Genomic DNA, 22,438 nt, shown 5'->3' on the forward strand with positions numbered 1-22,438 from the left:
GGAATTCCATGGACAAGGCCCGGCCCCAGGCGGCTTCTCTGGTCGCAGACCTGCTTGCATTCATCGCCATGGACGGCTGCACCGACGAGCAGTTCGACGCACTGGCGCTGCGGCTGTTCGCCTACCAATACGAATCGAATGCGCCGTTTCGCAGCTTCTGCCAGCGGCGCGGCGCCACGCTGCGCAATGTGAAGACCTGGAGCGACATTCCCGCCGTGCCCATCGATGCGTTCAAGGCCATGGAGCTGCGCAGCGAGTCGGCCTCGCCCGCGGAGCGCGTGTTCATGACCAGCGGCACCACGGGCCAGGCCAAGGGACTGTCTTCGCGCGGGCGTCACTTCCATCCCGCGCTCGATGTCTACGATGCGTCGATGACGCGCAACTTCGCGCAGCGCTTCATGGCCGGGCACGAGCGCCTGCCAATGGGCATCCTCTTTCCCGACGAGCAGGCCATGCCCAACTCTTCGCTGGCCCACTACCTGGCGCTGGCCAAGACGGAATTCGGCACTCCCGACAGCCGCTACTTCCTCACCCCCGACGGCCTGGACATGCCCGGCCTGTGCGCCGTGCTGGAGGAGTCCGAGCGCAGCGGCCGCCCCTATGCGCTGCTGGGCGCCAGCTTCAGCCTGGTGCATGTGATGGACGCGCTGCGCGAGCAGGGCCGCAGCTTTTGCCTGCCGCCGGGCAGCCGCATCCTGGACACGGGCGGCTACAAGGGCCAGTCGCGCGAGCTGCCGCTGGAGGATTTCTACGCCGACCTGTCCCGGTTGCTGGGCGTGCCGCGCAGCCACTGCATCAACATGTACGGCATGACCGAGTTGAGCACGCAGTTCTATGACGACGGCAATGCCACGCTGCCCTCGGTCAAGTCGGGGCCGCACTGGATACGCTCGCGCCTGGTCGAGCCCGTCACCGGCCGCAGCGTGGCGCCCGGCGAGCGCGGCATTCTCGTGCACTGCGACCTGGCCAACTACAACGCGGTCACCACCATCCTCACCGAGGACGTGGGCCTGTGGGCCGGCCATGGCGAGAACAGCGGTTTCCTGTTGCTGGGGCGTGCCGAGGGCGCAGCGGCCAAGGGCTGCTCGCTGGCGGTCGATGAATTCGTGAAGGCCGCTGCTGCATGAACATCGAGAGGATCACGGCCGGCTACCTGCCCGAACTGCCTGGTTTGCGCGAGGACGAGGTGCAGTGGCATGTGCTGCCCTTCGAACGCAGCGGCGTGCGGCTGGAAGTCTCCGTGCCCCTGCTGACCGGCCCGCAGATGCATGCGCTGGCAGCCCATGTGCGCCGTGCCGCCGACCGCCACCTCAGGGCCATGCCCGTGGCCGAGATCATCGATGCCATCGACCGTGCCATTGCCCGCCTGCTGGACCGCAGCGATCCCTATCGGCGCCAGGCCGAGGCCTGGCTGCCCGTGGTCAGCGGCTATGACGCCGACATGGTGCGCCTGGGGCTGACGGGCTTCTTCAAGACCTTTCGCGCCGCGCAGCTGCGGCGCTTCGTGGCCGAGGACTTTGCCAACCCGGCCGTGCTGGACGGCTTCCAGCCCGCGCCCAAGGGCGGCGCGGTGCGCGCCTTCGGGCCCGACCTGCTGATGCACAGCTGGGCCGGCAATGTGCCTGCGCTGTCCCTGTGGAGCCTGGTCTGCGGCCTGCTGGTCAAGGCGCCAGCCATTGGCAAGCTGGCCAGCGCCGAGCCGCTGTTCGCGGGCTGGTTCGCACGGCTGCTGGCCGAGGTGCACCCGCCGCTGACCGATTGCCTGGCCGTGGTGTGGTGGAGCGGCGCGGGTGGTGTGGATGGGGCGGATGGCGCCGATGGCGTGGATGGCGGTGGAGCCGCCGCGCTCCATGCCGAGGCCGACACCGTGCTCGCCTACGGCGGCAACCAGACGCTGCAGGCGCTGCGCCAGCGCCTGCCCGTGACCACGCGCTTTCTGCCGCATGGCCACAAGCTGGGCTTCGGCATGGTGGGCGCCCAGGCGCTGGACACGCTCAAGGCGCCCGCCGTGGCGCGGCTGGCGGCCTGGGACGTGATGCGCTACGACCAGCAGGGTTGCTACTCGCCCCATGTCTTCTACGTGGAGCGCGGTGCCCCCGTGCCGCCGCGTGCCTTTGCCGACTATCTGGCGGCCGAGCTGGCCAACCTGCAGCGGCGCTTTGCGCGCCGGCCGTTGGAGCTGGAGGAGGGCGCCGCCGTGGCCCGCTGGCAGCAGGCCGTGGAATGGTCGGGCGACGCGCAGCAGCTGCTGGGCCCCGTTGACGCGCCCTGGAGCGTGGCGTACAGCGACAGCCTGCAGCCGCTGGCGCCCACGGCCCTGTACCGCACGATTGCCGTGGTGGGTGTGGACCGCCTGGATGACGCCGTGCCCGTGGTGGCCGCGCAGCGCGACTACCTGCAGACGGCCGGCATTGCCGCCTCGCCCGAGCAGCTGTACCGCCTGGCCGGCCTGCTGGGCGCGGCCGGCGTCACGCGCATCAGTGCCATCGGCTCCATGAGCATGCCCGAGGCCGGCTGGCACCATGACGGCCGCTTCAACCTGCTGGACCTGGTGCGCATGACCGAGATAGAGCAATCTGCCGAGGCGGCGGCGCAGCCGTTTGCGCCGTATGCGGACTGACATGGCGAACCTGCAAGAGGGGACGGACGGGGCTGCAACCATGGCGTTTCTCGATGTCGAGCAAGTGGTCTTCACCTACCCGGGCCGCCCGCCCGTGGTGGACGGTGTGGACTGGCGCGTGCAGGCCGGTGAGGTCCACTGCCTGCTGGGCCGCAGCGGCTGCGGCAAGACCACCTTGCTGAAGCTGGCGGCGGGGCTGCTCAGGCCGCAGTCGGGCCGCATCCTGCTGCGTGGCGCCGAGCTGGCCGAGCCCGGCCCGCAGCTGGGCTTCATGTTCCAGGCGCCCACGCTGCTGGAGTGGCATACGGCGCTGGGCAATGTGCTGCTGCCCGTGTCGCTGCAAAGGCGCCCCGCGCCGCAGGACGAACAACGCGCCCTGGCGCTGCTGCAGCAGCTGGGCCTGGCCAGCCATGCGCAGCGCCATCCGCGCCATCTCTCGGGCGGGCAGCAAAGCCGCGTGGCGCTGGCGCGGGCGCTGGTCCTCGATCCGCCGCTGCTGCTGCTGGACGAGCCCTTTGCCGCGCTGGACGCCATCACGCGCGCCGAGCTGCAGGACGACCTGCTGCGCACCTGCCGCGAGCGCGGCACCACGGTGCTCTTCGTCACCCACGACATCAACGAGGCCGTCTACCTGGGCGACCGCATCGCCCTCATGCACGGCGGGCGCATCGTGGCCGATATGGCAGTCGATCTGCCCGCGCCGCGCACCCAGGCCATGCGCCACGGGCCGGCGTTCAACGAACACTGCGCCCGCGTGCGCGCAGCCCTGGACAGGACGGCGGCATGACGGTGTCCTTGTTCCATGCCCGCCTGCTGGCCGCCGCGCTGGCGCTGGTCCTGCTGGGCCTGTGGGAGCTGCTGGTGCGGCAATGGGGCCTGTCCGCCCTGGTGCTGCCGGCGCCCTCGGCCATTGCGGCATCGCTGTGGACGGGGCTGGCCACGGGCTATTTCTGGCCGCACATCTGGGCGACGCTCCAGGCCCTGCTGCTGGGGCTGGCGGCCGGCAGCGCGATCGGCCTGCTGGCGGGCATGGCCCTGGCTGAATCCGAGCTGCTCGAGCGTGTGCTCAAGCCCTACGTGGTGGTCAGCCAGGTCGTGCCCAAGCTGGCGCTGGCGCCGCTGTTCGTGCTGTGGTTCGGCTTCGGCATGCTGCCCACGGTGCTGATCACGGCGCTGATCTGCTTTTTCCCGCTGATGGAAAACACCCTGACCGGCCTGCGCCAGGTCGATGCCCAGCGGCTGCAGCTGTTTCGCATGCTGGGCGCCACGCGGCTGCAGACGCTGCTGCGCCTGAAGCTGCCCACGGGCCTGCCCGCCATTCTTGCGGGCCTGCGCGTGGCCGTGGTGCTGGCCCTGGTCGGCGCCGTGGTGGCCGAATTCATGGGCGCCAGCCGGGGCCTGGGCGCCGTGGTCATCGCCGCCCAGGGAATGATGGACACCACCCTCATGTTCGCCGCCCTGGTGCTGATCGCCGCCATGGGCCTGCTGCTGTACCAGGCCTGCCTGGTGCTGGAGCGCCGGCTGCTGCGCTCGCGCGCCGCCTGACCGTCCTGAACACTTCCGAAACCTTTTCCCCAAGCGCCATGCACACACCGCAATCCCCCTTCCTCACCCGCCGCAGCCTGCTGGGCGCCTCTGCCGGTTTTGCCGGCCTGGCGCTGGCCGGCAATTGCCTGGCCGCTCCTGTGCAAGGCAAGATCCGCCTGGCGGGCTGGAGCAAGCCCATCAGCGAGATCACCAACATCCTGGCCGAGCCCGACAAGGGCTTCTTCAAGGCCCAGGGCGTGGAGCTGGCCTACCTGCCCGGCGCGGGCGGCGGCGACGCCATCCGCAACATGCTCAGCGGCCAGGCCGATGTGGCCTTCACCGACCCCGGCTCCTTCTTCATGGCGCTGGACAAGGGCGAGAAGCTGGTCGCCATCTACGACATCTACCCGCAGAACGTGTTCAACGTGGTCTCGCTCAAGTCGGCCGGCATCCGCAAGCCGGCGGACCTCAAGGGCAAGAAGATCGGCGTCTACAGCCTGTCCAGCGGCACGCGCCAGAACCTGCTGGTGATGCTGCACCAGGCCGGCCTCAAGGAGTCGGACGTGACCATCGTCGTCACCGGCCTGCTCAACTTCGCGCCGCTGATGCAGGGCCAGGTCGATGCCACGGCCGCCACCGACACCGGCCTGGCCGTGGGCCTGCGCAAAGGCATTGGCGAGGTCGATGTGATGCAGGTGCGCGACCACCTCAACATCTCCAGCGACATGTTCGTGGTGCGTGAGGACACGCTGCGCGACAAGAAGGACCTGCTGCGCGCCTTCCTCAAGGGCTACCGCGACAGCGCCGCCTGGATGATGGCCAACCCTGAGGAGGCCGCCACGCTGGCCGGCAAGCACGCCATCGACGGCACCCAGCGCGACATCAACCTGGACGTGATCCGCCTGCGCAATGCGTCTTCGCAGCCGCTGCAAGCCGGCAAGCCGCTGGGCAGCTTCGACCTGGCCGCCCTGCAAAAGGGCGCCGACGCCTACCGCGCGCAGGGCATGGTGCAAAGGCAGATCAAGGTGTCCGACGTGGTGGACACCAGCCTGCTGCCCGGGGCCTGAGATGGCACAGCCGTCTTCCCTGGGCCTGCAAGGCAAGGTGGTACTGGTCACCGGCGCCGGCCGCGGCATAGGCGCGGCCATTGCCACCGCCTTTGCGCGCGAGGGCGCCACCGTGGTGGTCAACCACCTGTCCAACGATGCTGCCGCCGCGCAGACCGTGGCGGCCTGCCAGGCTGCGGGCAAGCAGGCCGGAGGCGATGCCTGGGCCATCAAGGCCGATGTAGGCTCGCAGCCTGCCGTCCAGGCCATGACCGAGGCCATTGCGCGCGAGGCGGGCGCCATCGACATCGTGGTCAACAACGCCTTCAGGCCCTATGCCTTCGATCCCGAGCGGCGCAGCCGTTTCGACGACCTGGACTGGAGCGACTACCAGGCCCAGTACGACGGTGCCGTGGGCGCGGCCTTCAACGTCTGCCGCGCCGTGCTGCCGCAGATGCGCCAGCGTGCGCGGGGCAGCATCGTCAACATCGCCAGCAACCTGGTGGAGCACCCCGTCGTGCCGTACCACGACTACACCACGGCCAAGGCCTCGCTGGTGGCCTTCAGCCGCAACCTGGCCAGCGAACTGGGGCCCGTGGGCATACGCGTCAACTGCGTGGCGCCGGGCCTGGTCTATCCCACGCAGGGCACGCAGGACACGCGCGAGTCCTTCCGCGAATCGCTGATGGCCGCCACGCCGCTGCGCCGCCTGGCAAGCCCCGAAGACGTGGCGGGGCCGGTGCTGTTCCTGGCCTCGGAACTGAGCGGCTTCATGACGGGACAGGTACTGTTCGTCGATGGTGGCCTGGTGATGCGCTGAGCCTGTTCTAGAACTGCTCCCACTCATCGGCCTCGGCCATCTCGGCCATTCCGGCCGCCGTGGCGCGGCGGGGTGTTGCCGCCTTGGCGGGCAGCGCCACAGGCGCGCTGGAGGCCGCAGCCGCTGCCGCGCGCAAGGGCTTGGCGGGGAGGGGCACGGCAGGGGCCAGCGCGGGAGACGGCCTGGCGGTCTGTGCACGCGCCGGCACGGCCGCTGCCACTGTCGTGGACTTGGACAGGGCGGCCTGGGGGCGGGTCGCGTTCTCATCCAGCCGGAACACGCTGACCAGTTGCACCAGCTGCGCGGCCTGCTTGTTCAGGCTGTCGGCAGCAGCGGCAGACTCCTCCACCAGGGATGCGTTGTGCTGCGTCACCTGGTCGAGCTGCTGCACCGCGTCGCTGACCTGGGTCACGCCCTGGGACTGCTCCTGCGTGGCGGCACCGATGTCGGAGATCAGTTCGGCCACGCGGTGCGTCTGGGTGACGATGTCGTTCATGGTGCTGCCGGCCTCGGCCACCTGGCGGGAGCCGGCGGCGACCTTGCCCACGCTCTCGCTGATCAGGCCCTTGATCTCCTTGGCCGCATTGGCGCAGCGCTGGGCCAGGGAGCGCACCTCCGAGGCGACCACCGCAAAGCCCTTGCCCTGTTCCCCGGCACGCGCGGCCTCCACGGCGGCATTGAGCGCGAGGATGTTGGTCTGGAACGCAATGGCGTCGATCACGCCGATGATTTCCCCGATCTTGCGCGAGCTGTGCGTGATGTCCTCCATGGTGCTGACCACGCCATGCACCACCTCGCCGCCGTGCACGGCCGTGGCGCTGGCCGACTGGGCCAGGCCCGAGGCGCTGCGCACCGTGTCCACGTTCTGCTGAATGGTGGCGGTCATCTGCTCCATGGAGGCGGCCGTTTCCTCCAGGTTGGCGGCCTGCTCCTCCGTGCGAGCGCTCAGGTCGGCGTTGCCCGAGGCGATCTGGCTGGCGCCCGTGGCAATCGATTCGCTGCTGTGGCGCACCTGGCTGACGATGCCGGCCAGGCTGGCGCGCATGGCCTCCAGGCTGGCCAGCAGGCTGGTGGTATCGCCCCGGCGCAGCTGCACGTTCACCGCCAGGTTGCCCTTGGCCACTTCCTGCGTGACCTGGGCCGCGTAGGCCGGCTCGCCACCGAGCAGGCCCTTGATGCGGCGGGTGATGGCCCAGGCCACCAGCGCACCCAGCAACAGCGAGGCCAGGGCCAGCGACAGCATCTGCCGGCCGGCGGCCAGCGATTTGCCTTCGGTGGCCTGGGCCGTTTCCGTGGCACGCACCTGCTGGTGGGCCAGCATGTCGTTGATGGCGGCAAAGAACGCGTCCTGCTGCCTGCGGAACTCTCCGCTGCTGCCCAGCATGGCCGAGACGGTGGGCAGGTCATGCCGCATGGCCGCGGCCATGAACTGGTCCAGCAGCGGCAGGTAGGCGGTGCGCGCATTCCTCATGCGGTCGTACAGGGCGATGCCCTGCGGCGTGGTCAGTCCCTCGCGGAACTGCTCCATGAGCTGGCCTATCTTCTGGCGCTGCGTGTCCAGCGTGGCCTTGGCCAGGGCCTTTTCCGCAGGGTCTTCGATCAGCGCCAGACTGCGCACGCCGCGGAAGATGAACTCCACCGAGCTCTTGACCTCCACCAGCCTGAGCAGGCTGGTGATGCGCGTGTCGGCCAGGTAGGAGACATCGTCCGAGGCCTGGATCAGCCGCGCTCGGCCCAGCAGCGCAATCGACAGCGCGATGAGGATGAGAACCGAGAAACCCAGACCCAGCATGGAGCCCGTTTTCATATTCTTCAGATATTTCATGCGTCTTCCTTTGCGTCCTACTTTGCGTGTTGCTTCGGGTGATCGGTAGGGCCTGAATACACGCCCGTCATATGCATTCCAGGATTTTTCAAATCACGTCAGCCGGTGGTGCCGAACCCACGCCGATGGCGGTATCCCATAATGGCCGGAAAAATCCCTGGAAAATGTGGAGAGGGAGGAATATCCAAGCCGGGAGGAAATCTGTCCTATGCTTTGATCCGTGGTCAGCAAGGATTCCGCAGCCAGGTGGATACGGCTTTGTCTTATATATTCACCAATGCTGCATGATCGGCTATGGCGAAATGAAACTTCCAGCGTGCGGCGGCTGACGCGGCAATGGTCGGCAATGGACTGCACCAGCAGTTTCTTGTCCAGGTTGTCTTCTATGTATTGAAGGGCGCGTTTCACATAGGCAGGTTCCAGGTCATGCAACCGCGCCTCGTCCATGGCCGTGAATCGTGATTTCTCCAGATAAGGACTGATGGCCATGCTCTTGAGTCGCATGATGTTCAGCGCCTTCAGCGTGGACAGTGCGCCCGCGAAATCGCCCTGCGTTTCCTGTATGTGGTACTCATAGACCAGCGCATTGCGGTGCAGGCCCTCCAACTGGTAGGTCTGCGCCGTGGACTTGGCCAGTACGGCGGCCTGCAGCGCTTGTCCGTACTGGCGCTTGCTGCAATGCACCAGCGCACTGCTGAGCCAGGCCCAGCCTGCAATGGGCGGGTTCTTGGCCTGGTAGTGGATGCCGATGCGCTCAATGGAGCGGACCACGGCGGCAGCCTCGCGCCGGCCCGACTCCAGCCCCTTGAGCGACAGCCGCAGCAGCTCGCTGTACGGCCAGGCCAGGCCCGCTGGCAGCTGGCGGCCCACATTCCCCAGCAGGTCCTGCAAGGCAGCGCTGTCGGGCGCAGCGGCACCCAGCTGGACCAGGCCTGAATCGGGCGGTGGCCCGCACCACAGGTCCTGGTGGTTTTTATAAAGAAAGACCTTCCAGAGGATTTGCGCCCTGGCCCAGGTGATCAGGGCGGGGAGCCAGGGGCTGTCTCCGGGCGCCATTTGCGCAAAATCATGGTCCTTGCCTTCGATCAATTGCAGGGCGGTATCGAGCTCGCCCAGCCGGCCATGCGCCAGCGCCAGCACATAGGTGGCGCGCACCAGGGCCTCGGGCGGCAGCAGCGCGGGATTGGCCATGGCCGCCGTGGCCAGTGAAATGGCATTGCGCTCCTCACCCAGCTGGCAATGGACGAAGGCCGCTGCGATGCGCGACGACACCGCGCGGTCAGGCATGCGGTGCAATTCGAAAATCGCCTGCGCTTCCTGAATATGCCTGAGTACCAATGATGGATATATCGGCGGCTCCGGCCATTTGCAGGCCTGCAGCAATTGCTCGGCCCGGCTGATTTTATTGTTTCCCTGATCAGGTCGCTGGTGATGGTCGGATATTATTCTCCACAATCTGGATGCGCTCTCATCTGGGTGGCCGTGGATGTTGTGCGTCAAAAGATGGATTGAGTAAGAATTCTTGCTTGAAAAAATCAATGATCCTGCTCGATTGATGCATTTTCATGATGAATGCATCTGTGGGGTGGCGCAGGCCTGTCCCATGGGAAACACTGATTGACTGGAGGAATCTTACAGGCTGAATAAACAATTGTTTACATTTGGAAAAGCTTTCTCTTGTCAGATTGCGCAGGCGTTTGTCTTTTTGCGAAACTTTCTCCGGCTCCATTGACTTAATTCGCTGATGCGGCTCGGTTTTTCTGATGGGAAAAATCACAAAGGCCCGCGAGAAAATCCCTGAGTTTTCTAGGGTTGTCACAAGTCGAGTGATATGCGGCCCGCATGTGGGCGGGGTGGATCTGGGCCGGTACCTGCCAGGCAAGGGCGGGCGGTCGGACGAGCTGGGCGCATTGGAGGGGTCGTGCGGCCTTCGAGCGGCCCTTGCCAGAGCCGGTGCCCGCTGGCCAATTACCTGCTTTCAGGGATATGCGCTGCGCAGGCCGTCGTCTAAAGTAAGAAATTGTCAGCAGCGCAGTCATTTGTGGCCTGCCTGAAGGCAGTGGCGGGGACCGCTCCCCGCCTGTTCGGATCTTCGGATCTTTTCTTCCAGGCCAGACCCATGCTGCAACTTTTCCAATTCCTTGCCCGTGGCACGGGGCTCGCACAGGCGTTGGGCGCCTTGGCCGTGGCCTGTGCCGTGCCGGCAGCCCAGGCCCAGAGCATCACTGCGGCACCGCTGGCGGCCGTGGCGCCGGCGGCGATTCCTGTGGACCACCCTGGCGCTCTTGCGCTGCTGGCGTTGGCCTTGGGGGCCTGCCTTGTGCGGGGTGTGCAAAAAGGGCGGATCTCCCTGGTCGGCCTGCGTGCCTGGGCCATGGGCGGTGCTGTTGTCATGACCGCAGCCACGGCGGTCTGGGGCGAGCGGGTGCAGGCCCAGATTCAGGAATTGCAGGAAGCCTTCAACCAGGCCGCAGGCGAGACGCTCACCGTTCCCGTGCAGACGACAGCGCTGGGTGCCGATGGCGCACCGCAGGGATTCCTGCCTGTGGTCTATCGCAACCAGACCTCGGTGCGGCTGAAAATCACCGGCATCACGGACCCTGTGTGGAACACCTGCTTTCCGCTGGGCGTGCCGGGCACGATTCCTACGACGGCCGCGCGTCCCGGCAGCGCCTGCGCGGTCGGCGCCACGCTGGAGGCGGGCGGCTCCTGCTGGGTGGATGTGGCGCAGCTGTGCGCCAACGCGGCGGCCGCCGCGCACGGCAGCCACGCCAGCGTGCTTGCGCCCGACAGCGTGCAGGTGGACACGGCCGGGCAGCGCACGGGCAATGTGCTGTCCAACGATTCCGATGCCGATGGGGCGCTCGTGGTCGCCAGCTTCACCTATGAAGGCCAGACCGTGGCGGCCGGCAGCTCCCGGAACGTGGCGGGGCGCGGGACCTTCGCGCTGCAGGCAGACGGCAGCTTCACTTTCCAGGCGGATGCGAACTACAGCGGCGGCCATCCGCTGGCCATCGGCTACACCGTGCAGACCGGCGCGTCCAGCACGCTGAGTGTTTTCGTGAACCGGGTGCCCGTGGCCGGCAACGATACGGCCACCACCGATGCCGATACATCCGTCACCATCGCCGTGCGCGGGAACGACAGCGATGCGGATGGGGACAGCCTGACCGTTTCCGGCATCACCCAGGGCACCCACGGTTCCGTGGTCGTGGATGCCGTCACGGGCAATCCGGTCTACACGCCGAACGCCAACTTCACCGGCAGCGACAGCTTCACCTACACCATTGGCGACGGCAGGGGCGGCTTTGCCACGGCCAGCGTGTCGGTGACGGTTGCTGCTGCGCCCTCCGGCAATCAACCGCCAGTGTCTGTCTCCGATGCGATAGTGGTGGCCGAGGGCGCTGTGGCCACGGTCCTTGCCAGCGGTGCAACCAGCGTGCTGGCCAACGACACGGACCCTGACGGCAATCCGCTCGTCGCGGTGCTGGTGACGGGTCCGGCGAACGGGTCCCTGACGCTGAGCGGCAATGGCACCTTCACCTATATCCACAACGGCAGCGAGACGGTTTCCGACAGCTTTGCCTACCGTGCCAGCGATGGGCTGGCCATGGGAAACATCGTCACCGTTTCCATCACGGTCACTCCCGTGAACGATGCACCGGTTGCCGTGGCAGATCAATGGATGGTTGCCACGGACATCCCGCGGAGCATCAGCTTTGCCACGTTGCTGGCCAATGACACGGATGCCGACGGCGACAGCCTGACCATCACCTTGGCTCATTCGCCGATCAATGGCAGCCTTGCATCGCAGGCGGGCGGGGTGCTGTTCACGCCCGCGGCAGGCTACGAAGGACCGGCCAGCTTTCTCTACGACGTCAGCGATGGGCGCGGCGGTACCAGTATCGGCACGGTCAATCTGTCGGTTGGAGCGGCCAGCGCTTCTTCGGTCGTTGTCCTGAAGTCCCTGCTGGCCATCGCACAAGGCACAGGCGGGACCAGCGTCAGGTTTCCGATAACCACGAAGCTGGTGGATACGGATGGCTCGGAAACCCTGTCGATCAGGATCAGTGGACTGCCCACCAATCTGTCCTTCAATGCGGGCACGAACCTGGGTGGTGGTGTCTGGCAGTTCACCGAAGCCGACCTGCCCAATCTCATCCTGAATCTGCCTGGCAGCTACACCACGAACGCCACCAATCTCACGGTCCAGGTCACGGCGACGGAGGTGAGCGGCGGCTTCACGGCATCGACATCCACCGTGGTCACGCTCAAGGCCTCATATACGACCGTGGATGTCACCACGACCCATAGCGGCAGCTATACAGGCAGCTCGGCCAACGAGTACATCACCGGTGGCAACGGCGCCAACACCATCAGCGCCAACAACGGAAACAACATCGTTTTCGGAGGCGCTGGCGACGACAACCTGTCGGCGGGCGCAGGCTCCGATGTGCTGATGGGTGGCAGCGGCGACGACACCCTCAATGCGGGGTCGGGCACGGACCTGCTGGCCGGTGGCCCCGGCAACGATCTGATGAGCGGCGGTGATGCGGGCGAGAACTTCGTGGATGTCTTTGCCTGGTCGCTGGGAGACCAGGGGGCGGCAGGAACGCCGGCCATGGACCGAATCCAGAACTTCGCCATGGCGGCCGCGGGAGCCAACGGCGCAGGCGGTGATGTACTGGACCTGCGCGACCTGCTGCAGGGTGAATCCGCAGGCCCCGGCAATGCCGCAGGCAACCTGGCCGACTACCTGCACTTCGAGATCACAGGAGGTGATACCTGGGTCCATGTCAGCCACACGGGCGGCTTCGGTGCGGACTCCCATGCGGTGGGTGCAAGCTATTCGGCATCGGCCGAGACCCAGCAGATCATCCTGGAAGGCGTGAATCTGCAGACGCTGTATTCCGGTGCCGCCACGGATCAGCAGATCATCACGCAGCTGCTGAACAACAGCAAATTGATCGTGGATTGACCGGCGCCGGTCCTATGGCCACCGGGCACCGCGCACCGGGTCCGTTTCTCGTGCCTACATGAAATTGCGCGTATGCAGCGAGGCCAGCCGCTCGGCGTGCCCGCGCTCGAAGCCCAGCCGCAGCAGCTTGGAGAGACGCCCGTCTGCCATGTCGCGCATGAGCTGCTGCACGCGGGCGGCGCCACGGGCCAGGGCCTCGGGGGTGAGGGTGCCGGCCGCGATGAGGATCAGGGCGTCGAAGACTTCCTCGTTCAGGCCCGAGGTGCCGGCCAGGTTGTCGAAGCGCTGCTCCACGGCCTGGGCCAGCTGATGCTGGAAGCCGGGCTCGTGCTGCAGGCGGTACAGCAGGTGGGACATGCCCAGGGCCACATGGCGCGCCTCGTCGCGTGCGGCCAGGCGGCAGATCTGGCGTGTGAGGGGGTCGGGCGCCTCGGTCTGCAGGAACTGCAGCAGGTGCACGAAGGTGCCTTCGCCCAGTACCGACAGCAGGAAACCCGCCACGGAAAAATCCGTCTCGTCCAGCAGGCTCTTGAGCGAGGCCTGGCCACCCGCCGTGGACAGCGCGGGCTCGCGGCCATGGCGGCGGATGCGGCGCGTGAAGACATCGATGTGCCGCGCCTCGTCGGCCACCTGGATGGCCAGCGCAGCCTGCAGTTCGCGGTAGTGCGGGTGCAGCTGGCCCAGAAAGCGCGCAGGCACCAGCAGGGCCGCGTTCTCGTTCTCGACCATGTAGGTCATGAGCTGGACGATGGCGTCCTCCACCGGCGCGGGCAGCTCGGGTGCGTCGTTCCAGTCGATATCGGTGTCGGCATTCCACTGCGCGGCCACGGCCTGGGCGTAGAGGTCGGAGGCGCTGTCGGTCCAGATCTGCAGCTTGTCGCTGAGCCGGAAATGGAAGGCCGGCGCGCCGGCTTCCACCTGCGCGCCACGCGCGGCCAGGCCCCAGAAAGGCTGGGCCTGCGCGGCCACGGCACCGTCGCCCGAGCGCGCATCGCTGCGGCCCGTCTGCGCCGCGCCGCGCCAGCGCCCGGCCTGGGCGCTGCCGCGCGCCACGATGGCCATGGACTGTGCTGCACCCGCGCCGTCCTCCCAGCGCAGGCCGTGGCCCTGGTCGCTGCACCAGCCCGACAGCTGGGCCTGCCAGCCCGGCGCGCTGCCGGTCACGCGCAGCTGCCCGCCCACGGGCAGGGCGGCCAGCGCGTGCTTGACCAGAAGATGGGCACCGGCATCGAAGCCCAGACCCTGCAGGTCGATGACAGGCAGGGTGGAGGCGGGCAGGGTGCCGCTGTCGGAATCAGGCATGGCCATGGCGCGTATCAGTAACGGTAGTCCTGCACGGTGATGCGGCCTTCGGCGTCGTAGAAGGCCTCGTCCGTCACCGCGCGCTCCAGCAGGCCGTAGCCCGTGCCGCGGCCCGGGTGCCAGACCTTCAGGCCTTCCAGCTCCAGCAGCGGGCGCACTGCCGCGTCGTCCCAGGACATGGCCAGCAGGATGTCGCGGAAGGCGGTGGCACGCCCGGCATCGATGTGCGGGCCGGCCGTCATGTTGCAGTGGTCGAAGGCGCCCGAGGTGGCCAGCACGCGCGTGCCGCCGGCCGGCAGCGTGCCTTCGCGCGCAAAGGCCAGGTAGTTCTTGCCCACCATCCATGAAGCCTGTATCTCGCCGGCCACCATGGCGGCGGCGGCCAGGCGCTCGCCGCCGATGTGGTCGCCATGCTTGCCGCCCAGCACGTCAAAGCGGCGTGCCGTGTAGTCGCGCCCGGCCACTAGCCCTTGCTGGCGCAGATGGTCCAGCGGGATCAGCGTGGCCTGGGGCGAATCCACGGCACCGAAGCCCACGGTCTTGCCGCGCAGGTCCTGCACGCTCTGGATGGGGCTGTCTGCGGGCACGACCAGCAGCGAATGCAGGTCCAGGTCGGTATCGCGCATGGCGATGGACTCCACGCGCAGGCCGCGCGCGCGGGCCATGCGGTCGGCGCGCACAAAGGCCAGCGGCGAGTTCCAGGCCAGGTGCACATCGCCTGCTATCAACGCCTCGGTCAGCGACTCGTAGTTGGAATAGAGAACGTAGTCGAAGTAGTAGCCGCGCTCGATGAAATACGCCTTGAAGCCTTCCCAGATGGTGATCACCTTGGGGGCGTAGGCCACGGCGCCGAGCTTGATCACGGGGGCGGTTGTCGTCATGCGGAAGTCCTTTGCTGGATGGGGGAGGAGGGGTGAAGCGATCGACGGGTTCTGCCGTTCAGGCTCAGGCGGCGGCGTCGCACATGCCTTTGCCCAGCATGTCGTAGATCACATCGGTGGTGGGCGCCATGACCGAGGCGGCGCGCGCATCGCGGAACAGGCGCTCTATGCCCAGCTCCTTGCGGAAGGCGGCGCCGCCGCACACGCGCATGGCAATGTCGGTCACTTCCAGTGCGGCCTCGGCGGCTGCGGCCTTGCTCTGCAGCAGGCGGGTGCGCGCATCGGCCCGGGCCGCCTGCACGGCGGCCACGGTATCGTCGCGCAGCAGGCGGGCCTGCTCCAGGCGCAGCTGGGCACGGGCCAGGTAGGCGCGGATGGTGGGCAGGTCGGCCAGCGAGCTGCCGCTTTCCGCAAAGCGCGTGCCCGCCACATGGGCCACGGCGCGGCGCAGCGCGCCCTGCATCAGGCCGATGGACGTCGTGGCGATCAGCGTGGGAAAGAAGGGCATCAGATAGCGGCCCTTCACGGCCTCGCCCTCGCCGTCGGCGCCCAGCATGCGGGCGCGTGGAACGCCCACGTTGCGTGCCTCGATGGGCGAGGACGCATTGCCGCGCAGCCCCATGCCGTTGAAGCGTCCGGGAATGGACAGGCCCGGCAGCCGGCTGTCCACCAGCCACAGCGTATTGCCCTCGCCCTGCGTGGCGCGCGAGATCCAGACATAGGAATCGGCCTCGCCGGCCGACGTGATCATGCTCTTGAGCGCGTTCAGGTGGATGACATCTTCAGCGGCGGTCGCCGTGCCCGTCGGCGCCCAGATATGGCTGCGCGAGCCGGCTTCGGACACGGCCAGCGTGGTGAGGTGGCGGCCGGCCGCGATCTCGCGGCGCACAGGGTCGTCGGCAAAGGGTTCGATCAGCGCCACGCCGCAGTAGTGCATGGTCAGCACCATGGCCGTGCAGGGGCAGTCCTGGGCAATGCGCTCGACGACCTGCACCGCTTCGGCCAGGCCCTTGCCCAGGCCGCCCACCTCGCTGGCGCTGATCAGGCCCAGCAGGCCGGCTGCCGCCAGTGCATCCAGCGCGGCGCGCGGGTAGCGTGCCTGCTCGTCGATCTGCGCGGCCTGGGGCGCGATGATGTCGCGCATGAGGGGTTCGAGTTGCTTCAAAACTTCCATCTGGGTTCACCGTGGGCATGCCCATGACCGCCTGCCGGGAGGCTGTTGCTGGAAGTCTGGGGAAATGCTGGGGCGCCGCGATGGCCGCTGGACGCGCCTGCCGCATGCAGACCTGCAATGGCGGATGGGCTGGGGAAAGAATGCAGGCGATTATGCGCCGGGTGCACTACGGCTTCGCGCAACGGGCGCCTTGCTCGGGCACCATGGCTGGTGTGCGCTTGATCCCGGTCAAGGTGGCGGGAGAACGCTGCGTCGCCACAGCACATTCACGCATGCAGGCAGGCACGCATTCACGCAGGCTCGAAAGCTTGAACGCCTGGGCCCTAGGCCCTGGCAAGCCCCATGGCCAGCGCCTGTGCTGACCCCATCGGCTTGGCAAAGAAGTAGCCCTGGGCCAGATCCACGCCAAGGCTTGCCAGCGCATTGAATTCCTCGGCAGTCTCCACACCTTCGGCGACCACCACGCTTCCTATTTCGTGCGCGAAACTCGTGAGCCCCTTGGCGAGCGCACGGCGGCTGCGGTCGGTATCGACGTCGTGCGTGATGCTCATGTCCAGCTTGATCATGTCCGGTTGAAGATGCAGGATGTGCCGCATGCTGGAGTAGCCGGCACCGGCATCGTCGACTGCCAAGGTCGCGCCCCGGCGCCGCAGCGGAGCCAGTGCATCGGCCAAAGCCCTGTAGTCATCCACGGCGGCATGCTCCGTGATTTCCAGCGTCACGCGCGACAGATCCTGGTCCGAACCCAGAAGCCGGGGCAGCTGCTCCGACTGGATCAGCTGCGGCGAGCAGTTGACTGCGAGCAGCCAATCGGTTGGCAGGCGACCGAGCGCGCCAAGCGCCGTGTCGATTGCATGGCGCTCCAGCTCCAGCCCCAGGCCGACTTCGTGCGCTGCCTTGAACCATTGGTCTGGCGGGCGAAATGGCTCCAGGTCAAAGCGCGACAAGCACTCAAAACCGTGCAGCTTGCCTGTCGCGATGGTGTATACGGGCTGAAATACAGGGCGCAGCGCATTGCCCTGCATGGCAAGGCGGATTTCGTTGGCCGCTTTGTCCCTTGCATGCTGGACCGCAGAAGTTGCACTGAAATGCAGTCCCAATAAATCGGAGAATGCCCGCAATAGCGACATATCGTGCTCACCCAGCGCGGGATTGGGCTGGTGGCTGAAGCAGCACAAGGTGCCGTACAGACGGTTGTCATCCAGGCGGATCGGTACGCTCAGGTGCGAGCCGATGGGAATGGTGTGCGTCTCCGGTATTCCCTGTGCAGCGGGTAAACGGGACGTGTCTGGAATCAACTGCGGCAATTCGCCATTGACCACCTTCTGGCAATAGCCCTCGTTCAATGGAATCTTCTGCTGCCGGAAAATCACACCGCCAGTGCTCTCGTCCACATGCTCCAGCACCCGATCCGCTTCGCGGAATCGGGCCACAAAGGCCACATCCATGCCAAGATGCCGCCGGACCACGGACAGCACACGGTCCACTCCATCCAGTTCAATGGCGAAAGCAAAAATTCTGCTCAAAGGTGCGAATGTGGATTTTCGAGGGGTCATTTCATTGATCTGCTCTATCAGATGTGTACGCACATTGAATTGAAGCGCTGCTGGCGGATTGGCGGTCCTCAGTTCTGCCCAGCATGGCCGAGCGGCACGATATGCCGTTGATAACGGGAATGAATTATCGGTAGTCCGCTCCATTGGCAGGAACACGGCAAGGTTGGGGTTGCCGCGCCATCGCAAATCAGAACAGGGGGAGAGCAATGGCCCTAAGTATGCGCGGTTGAAGTGCGCAGGTCGAGTCCGTCTGTTCGGATTGACAATGGGAATGAAAAGCCAACGCGGGAACTTGCAAGTTCATTGCACCGTCTGGAACACCGGTCATGCCGCATGCCCCGGGCGTGACGGTTCCAGGTGCTCCATCGGTCACTGCCTGGCCGTATGGCGAATGCGGGCCAGGTACTGGCTGGGCGTCAGCCCCAGATGTTTGCGAAACGCGGCTCCCATGTGCGATTGATGGCTGAAGCCGCAATCGTGGGCGATACAGGCCAGCGAATCGGCATCCGCCCGCATCATGGAGCGGGCCGCCTGTATGCGGGTCTCCACAAGATAGGCATGCGGAGTCATGCCAAGCAGCTGGGAAAACTCACGCAGAAAACGCAGCGGGGTGCGACGGGTCATCCGGGCCAGCTGGGCAATGCTCAACGGCTGTGCAAACTCGGCCGCCATGCGCTCCAGAACCGGCCGATACACCGGGCGCAATGCATCGATGCGCGGGATGGGCGCATGGGGCACATCCCTCGCATCGACGCATTGCCGGGCCATGAAGTGCAGGGCTGCCTGCTCTATTGCCAGGGTGTCCGTCTCGGGGCAAAGCAGCAGTTGCCGCAGCTGGTGCGCAATCTGCAAGGCGGCGCGCTGGCCAGGGTGCACAACGCGCCGGGCTTCGGTGTCAGGCACTGCGTCGTCCAGCCATTGCTCCCATTGCGCAGGGGTACAGCGAACCACCAGGTACTCGCCGCCCGTGGCCGATTCGGAAAACACATCCACCCCCGGTGGCGTGCGTGCCACCGTGCCGGGCCATGTGTCGAAGTCCACGCGGCGGTCGCTGCCAATGGCATGCACGCCTTGCTGGCGCTCCAGCGCAATGCCCAGCGAATGAAGGCGGGTCGGGTCATGGCTGCTATAGGCGGCGCGGCCCAGCAGCTGCACCTCGAATCCCGGTAGTTCCTGAACTTTCATCACCCTGGCGCCTTGTGTCTTGAACTGAAATTTCTTGATAGACGGGAAACCGGGCGCTGCCCACACTGAAGGCATGAACGCAAACCACACGGAAATTCACCGCATCATCGGTCTCATCGGGGGCATGAGCTGGGAGTCCAGCGCCGAGTACTACCGGCTCATCAACCAGGGCGTGCGCGACCGGCTGGGTCCGCTGCGCTCTGCAAAACTGCTCATGTACAGCGTGGATTTTGGCCCCATCGAGCTGGCCCAGCATGAAGGCCGCTGGGATGACGCAGCCGCCTTGCTGGAAGATGCCGCGCGGCGGCTGCAGGATGGCGGGGCGGATGGGGTGCTGCTGTGCACCAACACCATGCACAAGCTGGCAGACCGCATTGCGGCAGCGGTGCGCATCCCTTTTCTGCACATTGCCGACCCGGTGGCCGATGCGGCCCGGGCGGCAGGCCACCGCAGGCTGGGGCTGCTGGGCACCCGCTTCACCATGGAGCAGCCCTTCATGCGCGAGCGCCTGCAGCAGCAGGGGCTGGAGGTGATGGTGCCGCAGGAGGCGGACCGCGCCGAAGTGCACCGCATCATCTACGAGGAACTGTGCGCAGGCCGGATACGGGAAGAGTCGCGGCGCACCTATCAGCGCATCATGGCGCAGCTGGCCGGGCAGGGCGCCCAGGCCATGGTGCTGGGCTGCACGGAAATCAGCCTGCTGGTGCAGCAGGCGCATTGCCCCGTGCCCGTGCTGGACACCACGGCCTTGCATGCCGAGGCTGCGGTGGACTTTGCATTGACGCCTTGAGGCGCCAAAACGACCCGGACTGAACCGGCCCGGACCCCTATCAGTGGCAGATGTGACCTGCAAGCGCACGCAAGCGGCCCACCTGCGGCAAGCAGATCATCCGTGGGGCCGCCCTGGCGCAAGCGGGGCGAGTTCCATCCGGTCCCGTCCCTTGCGCTTCGATGCATAGAGGGCCTCGTCGGCCTGCTTGAGCCAGTGGGACAGCTCTGTTCCGGGCTGGTCGAACAAGGCCGCACCGATGCTCAGGGACACGGGCTGCGGCGTCGCGAACATCGCGCGCGCCTGCTGCACGAACGCCTCGCGCAAGTCCTGGCCCAGCGCCTGCGCGGCCGTGCCGCAGACGTTGTGCAGCAGGATCACGAACTCATCCCCGCCCAGCCGCGCGGCCAGTGCGCCGCGAGGCAGCACGCTGCGGATGAGGTCGCTCAGCGTCACCAGCAGGCGGTCGCCGGCATCGTGGCCGTGCAGGTCGTTGACCTGCTTGAAGTGGTCGATGTCGATCAGCAGCAGGGCGCCGGGGCGGGCCGGCGAGGCTTGTGCCAGCAGCGCCGGTGCGCGCAGATAGAGCGCGCGGCGGTTGTCCAGGGAGGTCAGCGGATCGCGGGCGGCAATCTGCGCGATGCGCTCCTCGCGGCGATGGCGCTCCGTCCCGGTCATGGACATGGCCAGCAGCATGATCGCCATCACGCCCTCCACCAGCGAGACCAGGATCACCGTGCCGCGGAAACTGCCCAGGTTGACGAAGGCGTCCAGCGCCACGGTCGATCCGGCCTTGGCGAGGTAGAACAGGCCGTGGGCCAGCAGCACGAAACTCAACTGCGCCGCGCCCATGCCCAGCGCACCGCCATGCGGGCGCAGCAGCAGGCCGGCGCGCAAGGTGGTGATGGCGATCAGCAGCGACTGGATGCCCAGCATCGCCTTGGACCACCAGGGCTCGTCTGGCAGAAACAGCATGGCCAGCCAGACGACGGCCAGCAGCCACCAGAAGTGCGACAGCCGCACGCGCATGAATCCGGCGACCCCGGCCAGGAACAGCCAGTGGGCGGCGATCAGCAGGCCGTTGGGAAACCAGATGCCCAGCAGCACATGGCCGCTGGAACGCAGCAGGGCCAGCACGCAGCCCACGACGATGATGGCGAACCCCGCGCTCCACAGCAGCAGCGAGCGTTCGCGCACGCTGCTCCATTCCGCAGCCAGATACAGCGCCGAAGCGGCCGCCATGGCCGTGGTGAGAACGAGCAGGGTGAAGGGGTCGAGAGCCATGGGCGATGGAGGTATCGGCGCAGGCGCGCTCCTTGTGAGAGCCGCCAGACAAGGAGCAATGCGGCGACGGTCCGTGCCGTCGCGATGCAGTGGAGCAAAGCGAGCGGGGCGGATTGTCGCAGGAAGCAGGTTTTCAGGCTTGCCCGATCACCCGGCTGCAGCGATTCCGGCGTCGGCCGCGTTGCCAAGGCCACGTCGCGGAGGCGAACGCCGGGTCCTTGCACTGCGCAGGCATCCCGCCGCTCCAGACCATGGCGAAGCCGTCCTCACTGCTGGGCTGCGGGCTCTGTTGGAAGCCCGGGGCCTTGTGGAAGGCGGTGGATTTGCCGAGCTCGCTTGCCGGCAGGCTGATGAAGAGGGACCTGGTCATGCTGGACCAGGAGGAAGCGGCCACGGCTGCGCGCGGGGCCGTCCATGCACCTGCCGCTCCCCGCTTTGCCATGGTGGCCCGGGGGCGGCAAGGCGGGAGCACCGGGGCAAGATGCCCTATGGGGCGTCAACCGTGACCGGGGGAGCCGGCCCTGTCAGACCGCAACGGCGTGCAGGCGGGTATTGAAAAGCGGCCCTTGGGTGAAGGTCGCCAGGCGCTTGGCCAGCCACAGCACCGCCAGGTCCACCAGGGGTTCCACCAGCACGACGCACATGTAGGCAGCACCGAAGCTTGCCACCTCGGTCAAGGTTGCCAGGCTGGCACCGTGGCCGTAGATGGCCCAGAACGCGACCCACAGGACAATGCCGCCCTGGTAGGTGGTGGACAGGGCCAGGGCCTGCCTGTAGCTGATGTCCACATAGGCCGTGCCGGCGGGAATCAGCCGGCGCGCCAGTTGGTTCACCGCATACAGCGGCACCAGCAAGGTGGTGACGTTCATGCCGTACTGCGGCAGGTCGAAGGGGGCAAAGAACAGGCCCTGCACCAGCAGGCCGAACGCCAGGCCGATGGCCGCAGCTCCCGCGCCGAACATCAGCAGCAAGGTCGAGCCCAGGATCAGATGGACCTCGGACACGCCGACCGGCTCGTGCGGAAACACCTCGAAGAAGCTGAACACCAGCGCGGTGGTGATGACACTGCGGGCCAGCAGCGCGAGCCAGCCGCCGTTGTCGCGCAGGCTTTGCCGTGCCAGGGCGGCGGTCAGGCCGAAGGCCGCTGCGGCGGTGACATAACTGAGGGCGATTTTTTCGGGGCTGACGACGCCGGGTTCGATGTGCATGGGAGGTCCTGAACAGTCAAGGTCCGTTGCAGTGCGGGCGCCGGCTGCGCAACGGCAAAGGTATTGAGCATAGCCGTGGATGAATGGCTGCGCTATTGAAAGGGCAGATTCGATTTCCGCCCAGACGCGGTAGAAGTTGTGTTCAATTGACGCCAACTCTCGACTCGTTGCCCTTGCTCGCGCGGAGTCCAGAACTTCTGACATCCTGAATCTGAAACCGTCACAGCTTAGATAGCTTAGCTTCCGCCTCGATAGTGACCCGC

The 22,438-nt window shown here is 66.8% G+C and carries 18 protein-coding genes; 8 read left to right on the forward strand and 10 right to left on the reverse strand.

Features of this window, described 5'->3' with window-relative positions; all coding sequences use genetic code 11:
• Window positions 1-8 precede the first annotated feature (8 nt).
• From AAN986_RS10600 to AAN986_RS10625, 6 genes are read left to right on the forward strand one after another with little or no spacing between them, the layout of a single operon-like run.
• Window positions 9-1,127, forward strand: a complete 1,119-nt coding sequence (locus AAN986_RS10600) for a long-chain-fatty-acid--CoA ligase (RefSeq protein ID WP_047219667.1) — start codon at window positions 9-11, stop codon at window positions 1,125-1,127.
• Window positions 1,124-2,620 carry an acyl-CoA reductase gene (locus AAN986_RS10605; RefSeq protein WP_047219666.1) on the forward strand — a complete coding sequence of 499 codons (1,497 nt, stop codon included), beginning with the start codon at window positions 1,124-1,126 and terminating at the stop codon, window positions 2,618-2,620. Before AAN986_RS10600 ends, AAN986_RS10605 begins: the two co-directional genes overlap by 4 nt.
• Window position 2,621: 1 nt before the next feature.
• A complete protein-coding gene (locus AAN986_RS10610) occupies window positions 2,622-3,407 on the forward strand; it encodes an ABC transporter ATP-binding protein (RefSeq protein ID WP_016450563.1) in 786 nt (261 codons plus the stop codon).
• Window positions 3,404-4,165 (forward strand): ABC transporter permease, encoded by a 762-nt coding sequence (locus AAN986_RS10615; RefSeq protein ID WP_016450562.1) that lies wholly within the window; start codon window positions 3,404-3,406, stop codon window positions 4,163-4,165. The genes AAN986_RS10610 and AAN986_RS10615 overlap by 4 nt, the downstream gene beginning before the upstream one ends.
• A gap of 38 nt (window positions 4,166-4,203) precedes the next feature.
• Window positions 4,204-5,214, forward strand: coding sequence for an ABC transporter substrate-binding protein (locus AAN986_RS10620; protein ID WP_016450561.1), 1,011 nt, complete (start codon window positions 4,204-4,206; stop codon window positions 5,212-5,214).
• Window position 5,215: 1 nt separating this feature from the next.
• Window positions 5,216-6,013: an SDR family oxidoreductase gene (locus AAN986_RS10625; protein ID WP_047219665.1), complete on the forward strand. Its 798-nt coding sequence runs from the start codon at window positions 5,216-5,218 to the stop codon at window positions 6,011-6,013.
• Between the two features lie 7 nt (window positions 6,014-6,020).
• Here the strand turns inward: AAN986_RS10625 and AAN986_RS10630 are convergent, their stop codons facing one another.
• The 3 genes from AAN986_RS10630 to AAN986_RS10640 form a co-directional block, all read right to left on the reverse strand.
• A complete protein-coding gene (locus AAN986_RS10630; RefSeq protein WP_349335644.1) occupies window positions 6,021-7,838 on the reverse strand; it encodes a methyl-accepting chemotaxis protein in 1,818 nt (605 codons plus the stop codon).
• Between the two features lie 93 nt (window positions 7,839-7,931).
• Window positions 7,932-9,338, reverse strand: coding sequence for an AraC family transcriptional regulator (locus tag AAN986_RS10635; RefSeq protein ID WP_349335645.1), 1,407 nt, complete (start codon window positions 9,336-9,338; stop codon window positions 7,932-7,934).
• Window positions 9,307-9,657 (reverse strand): hypothetical protein, encoded by a 351-nt coding sequence (locus AAN986_RS10640; protein WP_133073538.1) that lies wholly within the window; start codon window positions 9,655-9,657, stop codon window positions 9,307-9,309. The genes AAN986_RS10635 and AAN986_RS10640 overlap by 32 nt, the downstream gene beginning before the upstream one ends.
• Before the next feature lie 300 nt (window positions 9,658-9,957).
• Here AAN986_RS10640 and AAN986_RS10645 point away from each other — a divergent pair, with 300 nt between their 5' ends.
• Window positions 9,958-12,816: a midcut-by-XrtH protein gene (locus AAN986_RS10645; RefSeq protein WP_047219708.1), complete on the forward strand. Its 2,859-nt coding sequence runs from the start codon at window positions 9,958-9,960 to the stop codon at window positions 12,814-12,816.
• A 54-nt stretch (window positions 12,817-12,870) separates the two neighbouring features.
• On the opposite strand, the gene AAN986_RS10650 is transcribed toward AAN986_RS10645, so the two are convergent.
• From AAN986_RS10650 to AAN986_RS10670, 5 genes are all read right to left on the reverse strand, one after another.
• Window positions 12,871-14,124, reverse strand: a complete 1,254-nt coding sequence (locus tag AAN986_RS10650) for a ferritin-like domain-containing protein (RefSeq protein ID WP_349335646.1) — start codon at window positions 14,122-14,124, stop codon at window positions 12,871-12,873.
• An 8-nt stretch (window positions 14,125-14,132) separates the two neighbouring features.
• Window positions 14,133-14,999 carry a PhnD/SsuA/transferrin family substrate-binding protein gene (locus tag AAN986_RS10655; RefSeq protein ID WP_349335647.1) on the reverse strand — a complete coding sequence of 289 codons (867 nt, stop codon included), beginning with the start codon at window positions 14,997-14,999 and terminating at the stop codon, window positions 14,133-14,135.
• A gap of 64 nt (window positions 15,000-15,063) precedes the next feature.
• Window positions 15,064-16,173 (reverse strand): acyl-CoA dehydrogenase family protein, encoded by a 1,110-nt coding sequence (locus AAN986_RS10660; protein WP_026062547.1) that lies wholly within the window; start codon window positions 16,171-16,173, stop codon window positions 15,064-15,066.
• A gap of 323 nt (window positions 16,174-16,496) precedes the next feature.
• Window positions 16,497-17,729 carry an EAL domain-containing protein gene (locus tag AAN986_RS10665; RefSeq protein ID WP_047219706.1) on the reverse strand — a complete coding sequence of 411 codons (1,233 nt, stop codon included), beginning with the start codon at window positions 17,727-17,729 and terminating at the stop codon, window positions 16,497-16,499.
• 369 nt (window positions 17,730-18,098) lie between these two features.
• Entirely contained in the window at window positions 18,099-18,914 is an 816-nt protein-coding gene (locus tag AAN986_RS10670; protein ID WP_034367637.1) for an AraC family transcriptional regulator, read from the reverse strand.
• Between the two features lie 73 nt (window positions 18,915-18,987).
• Between AAN986_RS10670 and AAN986_RS10675 the strand changes: the two genes are divergently transcribed.
• Complete coding sequence (locus AAN986_RS10675) at window positions 18,988-19,704, forward strand: aspartate/glutamate racemase family protein (protein WP_016450656.1); 717 nt, start codon at window positions 18,988-18,990, stop codon at window positions 19,702-19,704.
• Between the two features lie 96 nt (window positions 19,705-19,800).
• Here AAN986_RS10675 and AAN986_RS10680 read toward each other — a convergent pair whose 3' ends face one another.
• Complete coding sequence (locus AAN986_RS10680; RefSeq protein WP_047219705.1) at window positions 19,801-20,967, reverse strand: GGDEF domain-containing protein; 1,167 nt, start codon at window positions 20,965-20,967, stop codon at window positions 19,801-19,803.
• 524 nt (window positions 20,968-21,491) lie between these two features.
• On the reverse strand, window positions 21,492-22,175 hold the full coding sequence (locus AAN986_RS10685) for an energy-coupling factor ABC transporter permease (protein WP_016453227.1): 684 nt from the start codon (window positions 22,173-22,175) through the stop codon (window positions 21,492-21,494).
• Window positions 22,176-22,438: the final 263 nt, after the last annotated feature.

The organism is Delftia sp. DS1230, assembly GCF_040112715.1.
Lineage (GTDB): Bacteria > Pseudomonadota > Gammaproteobacteria > Burkholderiales > Burkholderiaceae_C > Comamonas > Comamonas tsuruhatensis.

What these genes read in the sequence shown, in the direction of transcription:
- AAN986_RS10685 (WP_016453227.1), bottom strand. Translation starts at nt 22,175, where the DNA reads ATGCACATCGAACCCGGCGTCGTCAGCCCCGAAAAAATCGCCCTCAGT.
- AAN986_RS10680 (WP_047219705.1), bottom strand. Translation starts at nt 20,967, where the DNA reads ATGGCTCTCGACCCCTTCACCCTGCTCGTTCTCACCACGGCCATGGCG.
- AAN986_RS10670 (WP_034367637.1), bottom strand. Translation starts at nt 18,914, where the DNA reads ATGAAAGTTCAGGAACTACCGGGATTCGAGGTGCAGCTGCTGGGCCGC.
- AAN986_RS10655 (WP_349335647.1), bottom strand. Translation starts at nt 14,999, where the DNA reads ATGACGACAACCGCCCCCGTGATCAAGCTCGGCGCCGTGGCCTACGCC.
- AAN986_RS10600 (WP_047219667.1), top strand. Translation starts at nt 9, where the DNA reads ATGGACAAGGCCCGGCCCCAGGCGGCTTCTCTGGTCGCAGACCTGCTT.
- AAN986_RS10675 (WP_016450656.1), top strand. Translation starts at nt 18,988, where the DNA reads ATGAACGCAAACCACACGGAAATTCACCGCATCATCGGTCTCATCGGG.
- AAN986_RS10605 (WP_047219666.1), top strand. Translation starts at nt 1,124, where the DNA reads ATGAACATCGAGAGGATCACGGCCGGCTACCTGCCCGAACTGCCTGGT.
- AAN986_RS10660 (WP_026062547.1), bottom strand. Translation starts at nt 16,173, where the DNA reads ATGGAAGTTTTGAAGCAACTCGAACCCCTCATGCGCGACATCATCGCG.
- AAN986_RS10620 (WP_016450561.1), top strand. Translation starts at nt 4,204, where the DNA reads ATGCACACACCGCAATCCCCCTTCCTCACCCGCCGCAGCCTGCTGGGC.
- AAN986_RS10650 (WP_349335646.1), bottom strand. Translation starts at nt 14,124, where the DNA reads ATGGCCATGCCTGATTCCGACAGCGGCACCCTGCCCGCCTCCACCCTG.
- AAN986_RS10625 (WP_047219665.1), top strand. Translation starts at nt 5,216, where the DNA reads ATGGCACAGCCGTCTTCCCTGGGCCTGCAAGGCAAGGTGGTACTGGTC.
- AAN986_RS10615 (WP_016450562.1), top strand. Translation starts at nt 3,404, where the DNA reads ATGACGGTGTCCTTGTTCCATGCCCGCCTGCTGGCCGCCGCGCTGGCG.
- AAN986_RS10665 (WP_047219706.1), bottom strand. Translation starts at nt 17,729, where the DNA reads ATGACCCCTCGAAAATCCACATTCGCACCTTTGAGCAGAATTTTTGCT.
- AAN986_RS10610 (WP_016450563.1), top strand. Translation starts at nt 2,622, where the DNA reads ATGGCGAACCTGCAAGAGGGGACGGACGGGGCTGCAACCATGGCGTTT.
- AAN986_RS10630 (WP_349335644.1), bottom strand. Translation starts at nt 7,838, where the DNA reads ATGAAATATCTGAAGAATATGAAAACGGGCTCCATGCTGGGTCTGGGT.
- AAN986_RS10645 (WP_047219708.1), top strand. Translation starts at nt 9,958, where the DNA reads ATGCTGCAACTTTTCCAATTCCTTGCCCGTGGCACGGGGCTCGCACAG.